This is a genomic window from Elstera litoralis, assembly GCF_000963705.1.
GTDB classification, from domain to species: Bacteria; Pseudomonadota; Alphaproteobacteria; order Elsterales; family Elsteraceae; genus Elstera; species Elstera litoralis.
Genome location: NZ_LAJY01000343.1, coordinates 1 through 8,326 on the forward strand (window position 1 = coordinate 1; position 8,326 = coordinate 8,326).

9 protein-coding genes and 1 pseudogene are annotated in these 8,326 nt (G+C 65.6%); all 10 read left to right on the forward strand.

The annotated features are described in order from the left end of the window. Positions 1 to 197: Mur ligase domain-containing protein (locus VZ95_RS28895; RefSeq protein ID WP_332308092.1), on the forward strand; the 197-nt coding region annotated here is incomplete at its 5' end. Further along, complete coding sequence (locus VZ95_RS13165) at positions 182 to 1,492, forward strand: UDP-N-acetylmuramoyl-L-alanyl-D-glutamate--2,6-diaminopimelate ligase (protein WP_332308093.1); 1,311 nt, start codon at positions 182 to 184, stop codon at positions 1,490 to 1,492. The genes VZ95_RS28895 and VZ95_RS13165, both read left to right, overlap by 16 nt. Further along, positions 1,489 to 2,274, forward strand: coding sequence for a UDP-N-acetylmuramoyl-tripeptide--D-alanyl-D-alanine ligase (locus VZ95_RS25640; protein ID WP_198148285.1), 786 nt, complete (start codon positions 1,489 to 1,491; stop codon positions 2,272 to 2,274). The genes VZ95_RS13165 and VZ95_RS25640 overlap by 4 nt, the downstream gene beginning before the upstream one ends. Further along, positions 2,271 to 2,705 (forward strand): glutamate ligase domain-containing protein, encoded by a 435-nt coding sequence (locus VZ95_RS25645; RefSeq protein WP_052711755.1) that lies wholly within the window; start codon positions 2,271 to 2,273, stop codon positions 2,703 to 2,705. The genes VZ95_RS25640 and VZ95_RS25645 overlap by 4 nt, the downstream gene beginning before the upstream one ends. Further along, entirely contained in the window at positions 2,702 to 2,866 is a 165-nt protein-coding gene (locus VZ95_RS25650) for a hypothetical protein (RefSeq protein WP_198148286.1), read from the forward strand. The genes VZ95_RS25645 and VZ95_RS25650 overlap by 4 nt, the downstream gene beginning before the upstream one ends. A 2-nt stretch (positions 2,867 to 2,868) precedes the next feature. Beyond that, positions 2,869 to 3,953, forward strand: a pseudogene (mraY, locus tag VZ95_RS13175) (phospho-N-acetylmuramoyl-pentapeptide-transferase). Between the two features lie 8 nt (positions 3,954 to 3,961). Beyond that, positions 3,962 to 5,347 (forward strand): UDP-N-acetylmuramoyl-L-alanine--D-glutamate ligase, encoded by a 1,386-nt coding sequence (murD, locus tag VZ95_RS13180; protein WP_045776257.1) that lies wholly within the window; start codon positions 3,962 to 3,964, stop codon positions 5,345 to 5,347. After that, entirely contained in the window at positions 5,344 to 6,477 is a 1,134-nt protein-coding gene (locus VZ95_RS13185; protein WP_045776258.1) for an FtsW/RodA/SpoVE family cell cycle protein, read from the forward strand. The genes murD and VZ95_RS13185 overlap by 4 nt, the downstream gene beginning before the upstream one ends. Then, the gene (gene murG, locus VZ95_RS13190; RefSeq protein ID WP_232302653.1) at positions 6,474 to 7,538 is read left to right on the forward strand and encodes an undecaprenyldiphospho-muramoylpentapeptide beta-N-acetylglucosaminyltransferase; all 1,065 of its coding nucleotides are present in this window, start codon (positions 6,474 to 6,476) and stop codon (positions 7,536 to 7,538) included. Before VZ95_RS13185 ends, murG begins: the two co-directional genes overlap by 4 nt. A gap of 43 nt (positions 7,539 to 7,581) precedes the next feature. Beyond that, positions 7,582 to 8,326 (forward strand): UDP-N-acetylmuramate--L-alanine ligase (locus tag VZ95_RS13195; protein WP_045776259.1); only part of this gene is annotated, 745 nt, incomplete at its 3' end.

Here is an 8,326-nt window from a genome sequence, read left to right on the forward strand (position 1 = left end):
CCCCCTTGGAGGATCGAACGTTGCGGCTCGGTGATCTGCTCATTGGCCTGCCCGGCCCCCTCGCCGACGTGACCGTGACCGGGATTACGGCGGATAGCCGCGCCGTGCGCCCCGGCTATCTCTTCGCCGCCCTCTCCGGCAGCAAGGCCGATGGCCGCGCTTCATCGCCCAGGCGGCGACGATGGGCGCGTCGGTGATCCTCGGCGCGGAAGGGATTGAAGCCCCTATTCCCGTGCTGATTTCGCCCGACCCACGCCGCGAGCTGGCATTGATCGCTGCCGCTTTCTACGGCCAGCAGCCCGAAACCATCGTGGCCGTCACCGGCACCAGCGGCAAAACCTCGACCGCCTGGTTCACGCAAGGCATTTTTGCGGGAAGCGGGCATGCGGCGGGCTATCTCGGCACGCTCGGGCTGATCGCGCCCGGCCTTGAGCCGCGCTATACGCTGACGACGCCGGACCCGGTGGCACTGCACGCCTATTTGGCCGACGTGGCGCAGGCGGGCGTCACCCATTTCGCGCTTGAAGCCTCTTCCCACGGCATCGACCAGCGGCGGCTCGATGGGGTGCGGCTGAAGGCGGCGGCCTTCACCAATCTTCAGCGCGACCATCTCGACTACCACGAAACCATGCCCGTCTATTTCGAGGCGAAGGCGCGGCTGTTCGAAGAGCTTCTGCCACAAGACGGCACCGCCATTATCAATATCGCCGACGAATGGGGCCAAGTCCTGCGCGACCGCGTGCTCCAGCGCGGCCAGACCTGCCTGACCTATGGCACCAAAACCGCCGATCTGGCGCTCACAGGCCGCAGCATCGCCCACGGCGGCCAAGCCCTATCGCTCTCGATTCTGGGCCGGTCGGCAGATGTGCTCTTCCCTGTGCTCGGCAGTTTCCAAGCCGATAATCTACTCGCCGCCCTGGGGCTGGCGATTGCCGCCGGGGTGCCGGTCGATGCCGCGCTTGGCACTATCGGCCAACTCCAAGCGGTGCCGGGCCGGATGGAAACCGTCGGCACCTTGGACGGCGCAACCGTGATCGTCGATTACGCCCATAAGCCCGGCGCGCTGGAGGTGGTGCTGACCGCCGCGCGCAATACGATGGCCGCAACCGGCAAGCTGCACGTCATCGTCGGCTGCGGCGGCGACCGCGACCCCGGCAAGCGCCCGATTATGGGCGGCATCGCCTCCCGCCTCGCCGACCGAGCGATCATCACCGACGATAACCCGCGCAGCGAAGATGCCGCCACCATTCGCCGCGCCGTGCTCGACGGCTGCGACGGGTCCGCCGAAATCCTGGAAATCGGCGACCGCGCCGAAGCTATTGCCGAAGCAATCGCCGCGCTCAAAGCCGATGACGTGCTGATTATCGCGGGCAAAGGCCATGAATCGGGCCAGATCGTCGGCAGCGAAACCCTCCCCTTCGACGACCGCGACATCGCCGCGCGCGCACTTGCAGCGGCGGGCGGGTCGGTGCTGTGGAAGGCCGCGCCATGATCGGTCTATGGACCCATAAAACCGCCGCGCGGGCGACGGGCGGCCTTGCGGTCGGACCGTGGACCGCCACCGGCGTCAGTATCGATAGCCGCACGGTGCAACCCGGCGATCTGTTCGTCGCCTTACGCGGTGAGAATCACGACGCCCACGCTTATATCGCCCAAGCTTTGGCGGCGGGCGCGGTGGCGGCGGTGGTCGATCGTGTGGTCGACGGACCGCATCTGCTGGTCGCCGATACGATGGCGGCGCTCGAAGATTTGGGCCGCTTTGCCCGTGCCCGCGTCGATGCCCGGATTGCCGCAATCACCGGCAGCGTCGGCAAAACCTCCAGCAAGGAAGCCCTCACTCAGCTTCTGACCGCCCAAGCCCCGACCTATGGGTCGCGCGGCAACCTCAACAATAATTTCGGCGTGCCGCTGTCGCTCGCGCGCATGCCGGAGGCCGTGCGGTTCGGCGTGTTCGAGTTGGGCATGAACCACGCGGGCGAAATCGCGCCGCTAGCCCGGCAAGTCCGGCCCCAGGTGGCGCTCGTCACCGCCATCGCCCCGGCGCATACCGAGTTTTTCCCCGATGGCGAGGCCGGAATCGCGCGCGAAAAGGCCAGCATCGCCGAAGGGCTGGAAGCAGGCGGAACGCTGATTCTGCCGCGCGATTCGGTCTATTTCGATCTAATGGCGTCCGCCTACCCGACGCGCCTCAGCTTCGGCACCTCTGCCGAGGCCGATAGCCGCTTGCTCGACTGGCAGCCGGGCGCGGAGGGGATCGATACGGTCGAAGCATGATTCTCGGTCGGCACCGCCGCTACCGTTGGGGCCTTGCCGGTCGGCATCAGGCGATGAACAGCCTCGGCGTGCTGACCTCCTTGGTCCTGCTCGGCGGCGATCTCGATGCCGCCTGCGCTGCGGGCGAAAACCTGCGCCCGGTCGCGGGCCGGGGCGAACGGCTCACTCTGCCCTGGTTGGGCGGCACCATCACCCTGCTCGATGAAAGCTATAACGCCAGCCCCACCGCCGTTCGCGCCGCGCTCGCGGTGCTCGCCAGTTTGCCGGGCCGCCGCCTGCTGGTGTTGGGCGATATGCTGGAACTCGGGGCCGACGCCGACGCGCTGCACGCCGATCTCGCCGAGGCGCTGAACACCGCCGGACTCGACCGAGTTTACCTCGCGGGCACGCACGTTAGCGCGCTGGCGAACGCCTGCCGGCCGGGCGCGTGACCCGCCACGCCGCACGCACCGCCGATCTGATCGAGGCCGTGACAGCCGATCTTGCCGCCGGCGATGCGCTGCTGGTGAAAGGCTCGCTCGGTATGAAAATGCGCCCCCTCGTCGAGGCGCTCCGCGCCGCATCCGCCGCTTCGCAGAAGGTTTTACCGTAATGCTGTTTAATCTTCTCGCCCCCTTATCCGATGAATTCGCGCTGTTCAACCTGTTCCGCTATCTCACTTTTCGAACCGGCGGGGCGATTATTACGGCGCTGTTCATTGCGCTCTTCGTGGGGCCGAAGCTGATTTTATGGCTGCGGATGAAGCAGGGCCAGGGCCAGCCGATCCGCACCGACGGGCCGGAAGGCCATCTGCTGACCAAGAAGGGCACGCCCACGATGGGCGGCTTCCTGATTATGCTGGCGCTGTCGATTTCAACCCTGCTCTGGGGCGACCTCTCCTCCGGCTATGTTTGGGCCGTGCTGATGGTGACGATCGGCTATGGCTGATTGGGTTCGCCGATGATTTCCTCAAAGTCAGCAAGAAGAACCCGAAGGGGCTGAATGGCCGCATCAAGCTGATCTTCGAAGTCGGCATCGCCACCGTGGCCGTGGTGTGGGTGATGATGATTACGCGCGACCCGCTGTCGACCAGCATCGCCATTCCGTTCTTCAAGCAGGTGCTGATTAACATCGGTTGGTTCTTCATCCCGTTTGCGGTGTTCATCATCGTCGGCGCGGGCAATTCGGTGAACCTCACCGATGGGCTGGACGGGCTCGCCATCGTGCCCGTCATGATCGCGGCGGGCTGCTACGCGCTGATTTCCTACCTCGTCGGCAATGCGGTTTTCTCGGCCTATCTGCAAATCCCCTCCGTCCCCGGCGCGGGGGAGATGGCGGTGTTCTGCGGGGCTTTGACTGGCGCGGGTTTAGGCTTTCTGTGGTTCAACGCGCCGCCCGCGCGTGTGTTCATGGGCGATACCGGCTCGCTCTCCTTGGGCGGCGCGCTCGGCATGGTCGCGGTGATTACCAAACATGAAATCGTGCTCGGGATTATCGGCGGGCTGTTCGTGCTCGAAACCGTGTCGGTCATCGTGCAAGTCACCAGCTACAAGCTGACCGGCAAGCGCGTGTTCCGCATGGCCCCGCTGCACCATCACTTCGAAAAGAAGGGCTGGGCCGAGCCGACCATTGTTATCCGCTTCTGGATCATCGCCTCGGTGCTGGCGTTGATCGGCCTTTCAACCTTGAAACTGCGGTAGGTCCCCCCATGATTCTGCCCACCGCCTATCGCAACAAACAGGTGGCCGTCGTCGGCCTCGCCCGCTCCGGCTTGGTGGCGGCGGAAGCGCTGATGCGCGCGGGTGCCCTGGTGAGCGCGTGGGACGATAATTCCCCGGCGCGCGATGCGGCCCAGGCGGCGGGCATTCCCCTGGTGCCGGTAGTGGCGATGCCCTGGGCGGAACTTTCGGCGCTAATTCTCTCGCCCGGCATTCCCCATTCCTACCCAAAGCCGCACCCCGCCGCCGATCTGGCGCGCGGCGCGGGCGTGCCGATTTTGGTCGATGTCGATCTGCTGCTCTCGACGCAAACCGCAGCGCCGATGATCGCCGTGACCGGCACCAATGGCAAATCGACCACCACGGCGCTGATTGAGCATATTCTGACCGAAACCGGACACACCGCGTCGATGGGCGGTAATATCGGCGTGCCCGCGCTCACCCTGCCCGCCTATGGGCCGGAGGGCACCTATGTGCTCGAACTCTCCTCCTACCAGTTGGAGCGGGTGCCGAGCCTCACGGCGCGCACGACGATTCTGCTGAACATCACCGCCGATCACCTGGACCGGCACGGCGGCATGGACGGTTACATCCAAGCGAAAAGCCTGATCTTCCAGCACCAGGGCGAAAACGACTGGGCGATCATCGGTATGGACGATGCCCCCAGCCGCAGCCTCGCCGATAAGGTTCGCCGCACCGAGCGCGCGCCGCGCGTCGTGCCAATTTCGGTGCTGGCCCCGGTTCCGGGCGGCGTCTATGCGCTCGACGGGCATTTGATCGACGATCTCGATGGGGCCGCCGTGGAAGTTCTGGTGCTCGACCGCGCCGCGCGCCTGCCGGGCCGTCACAATGCGCAAAACATCTGCGCCGCCTATGCCGCCGCCCGCCACGCGGGCCTTACCGCCGCTGAGATTTGCGACGCGATCACCCGCTTCCCCGGCCTCGCCCATCGGCAAGAGCTGGTCGCAACGGTCCGCGGCACCGCCTATATCAACGACAGCAAGGCGACCAATGCCGACGCCGCCGAGCGCGCTTTGGTTTGCTATCCGGCAATCCATTGGATCTTAGGCGGCGTCGCAAAATCGGGCGGGATCGATAGTCTCGTCGCCCATTTTCCGCGCCTGCGCGGGGCCTATTTGATCGGCGAGGCCAGCGATAGTTTCGCCGAAACCCTCAGCCACGGCGGCGTTACACCACTGTTCTGCGGAACGCTCGACGTGGCCCTGCACAGGGCGATGGCCGCCGCCAAACCGGGCGAGGTGGTGTTGCTCTCGCCCGCCTGCGCCAGCTTCGATCAATATAAAAGCTTCGAGCATCGCGGCGACCATTTCCGCGACCTCGTCCGCACCCTCAGCCAAGGGGAGGACGCGCAATGACGACGCTCGGCAGTTTCTCCCGCGCCGACCGCTCCATCGTTGGGCGTTGGTGGTGGACGGTGGACCGCACGAGCCTCGTGGCGCTGCTGGTGCTGGCCGGGATTGGCGCGATGCTGATTCTGGCGGCGAGCCCGGCGGTGGCAACGCGCATCGGTATTTCCGACAGTTTCCACTTCGTCAAACGGCAGTTGATGGTGCTCCCGGCGGCGCTGTTGGTGATGATTGCGATTTCCCTTTTATCGCCGCGCAATATCCGCCGTTTGGCCGTTGTCGGTTTTCTTGGTGGGCTCGGCATGCTGGCGCTGACTTTGGTGGCGGGCCAGGAGATTAAGGGCGCACGGCGCTGGATTTCGCTGGCGGGCCAATCAATCCAACCGTCGGAATTCGTCAAACCCTGCTTTGCCGTGGTCGCCGCCTGGATGTTTGCCGAACAGCGCAAGGGGCGCGGCGTGCCGGGCTTTCTGATTTGCACCGGCCTGTATTTGATCGTCGTGGCCCTGCTGCTGAAACAGCCCGACCTCGGCATGACGGTGGTCATTACCGCGATTTGGCTCATTCAATTCTTCCTCGCCGGGCTGCCGATGATCTTTGTGTTGATCGGCGGGTTCGGCGCGGTGACGGGGCTGATCGGGGCCTATTTCCTACTCCCCCACGTGGCGAGCCGTATCGACCGCTTCCTCGATCCTGCGGCGGGCGACCGCTATCAGGTCGATAAGGCGATGGATGCTTTTGCCAATGGCGGGGCCTTCGGGCGCGGCCCCGGCGAGGGCGTGGCGAAAGCCTTTATTCCCGACGTGCATGCCGATTTCATCTTCGCCGTCGCGGGCGAGGAATATGGGCTGATAACCTGCCTGATTATCGTCGCGCTCTTCGCGCTGATCGTGCTGCGCGGCTTTGCCAAACTCTTGCAGGAATCGAACCTCTTCGTGCTGCTGGCCGGAACCGGGCTGCTGGTGCAGTTCGGCCTGCAAGCCTTCATCAATATGGCCTCGACCCTGCACATGATCCCGACGAAGGGGATGACGCTGCCGCTGATTTCCTACGGGCTGTCGTCGCTGTTCGCCATTGCCTTGGGGATGGGCATGCTGCTCGGCCTCACACGCCGCCGGTTCGGGGAGAGCGACCTATGAGCGCGACCTTGATCCTGCTGGCCGCAGGCGGCACCGGCGGCCATGTGTTCCCGGCAGAAGCTTTGGCGGGCGAACTGATCGCACGTGGCTATCGCGTTGCCCTCATTACCGATGTCCGGGGCAAGGCGCTGGGCGTGACGCAGGCGGGGCTCGATCTGCACGTGGTTCCGTCCGCCGCCATGCTCGGGCAGGGCTTGCTTGGACGCGCCCGCGCCGCCGTGACCCTGGCGCGCGGTTTTCTCGCCAGCCGGAAACTCCTGAAGCGCTTGAAGCCCGCCGTCTGCGTCGGCTTCGGCGGCTATCCCTCCGTTCCGCCGGTGCTGGCCGCCCAGCGGCTGGGGCTGCCGACCGTGCTGCACGAACAGAATTCGGTGCTTGGGCGCTCCAACCGGCTGCTGCTGGGCCGGGCGAAGGCCCTCGTCACCAGCTTCGCCAAGACCCTCGCCCTACCGCCACAGACGCCACCGATCACCTGGCTCGGCAATCCCGTGCGCGCCGCCATTGCGAGCGTGCCCGAATTCACCCTGCCGCAGGAACGCTTTCATATTCTGATTACCGGCGGTAGCCAGGGCGCGCGCGTGTTCGGTGAGACGATCCCGAGCGCGCTCGCCGCCCTGCCGCAAGTGCTGCGCGAGCTGCTCAGCGTCTCCCATCAGGTCCGCGCCGATGCCGTTACCGCCGCGCAGGAAACCTACCGCGCCGCCGGGATCAAGGCCGATTGCGCGCCCTTCTTCGGCGATATGGCGAAACGCCTGACGATGGCCCATCTCATCATCGCCCGCGCCGGGGCCTCGACCGTGGCGGAACTGACCGCTGCCGGGCGGCCCGCGATTCTGGTGCCGCTGCCGGGGTCCGCCGACGATCATCAGACCGTCAACGCCCGCGCCCTCTCCGATCACGGCGCGGCGTGGCGGGTCGAACAATCCGAGCTTTCGAACGGTGGCCTCACCCGCCGCGTCACCGAGCTTCTCACCAACCCCGCCGGCTTGCCGAGGCGGCGAAAGCCGCCCGTGCCCTCGCCAAACCCGATGCCGCCGCCCGCCTCGCCGACCTTGTGTTGACCTGCGCCGCGCTGCCCCTGACTGCCGTTTCTGGAGACGCCCTATGAGAGCGATGCCGCTATCGATCGGAACCCTGCATTTTGTCGGGATCGGCGGCATCGGCATGTCGGGCATCGCCGAGATTCTGCATAACCTCGGCTATAAGGTACGCGGCTCAGATCAAGCCGATAACGCCAATGTGAAGCGCCTGCGCTCGCTGGGCATTACGGTTGAAATCGGCCACCGCGCCGAAAATCTGGCCGACGCGCAGGTGCTGGTCATCTCCTCCGCCGTCAAGCGCGACAACCCGGAAGTCATCGCCGCCGTCGAACGCCTGCTGCCGGTGGTGCGCCGCGCCGAAATGCTGGGCGAACTCATGCGCCTGAAATGGTCGGTCGCGGTCGGTGGCACCCACGGCAAGACGACGACGACCTCGATGATCGCCGCGATGCTGGATTCGGCGGGGCTCGATCCGACCGTCATCAATGGCGGCATCATTAACGCCTATGGCACCAATGCCCGCCTGGGCGCGGGCGATTGGATGGTGGTAGAGGCCGATGAAAGCGACGGCACTTTTACCCGCCTGCCTTCCGTTATCGCCGTGGTAACGAACATCGACCCCGAGCATCTCGACCATTACGGCACCTTCGACAAAGTGCAGGAGGCCTTCCGCACCTTCGTCGAGAATATTCCGTTCTACGGGTTTGCGACGCTCTGCATCGATCATCCCGGCGTGCAGGCGATGATCCCGAAACTCGACCGGCGCGTCGTCACCTACGGGCTGTCCCCGCAAGCGGACGTGCGCGGGT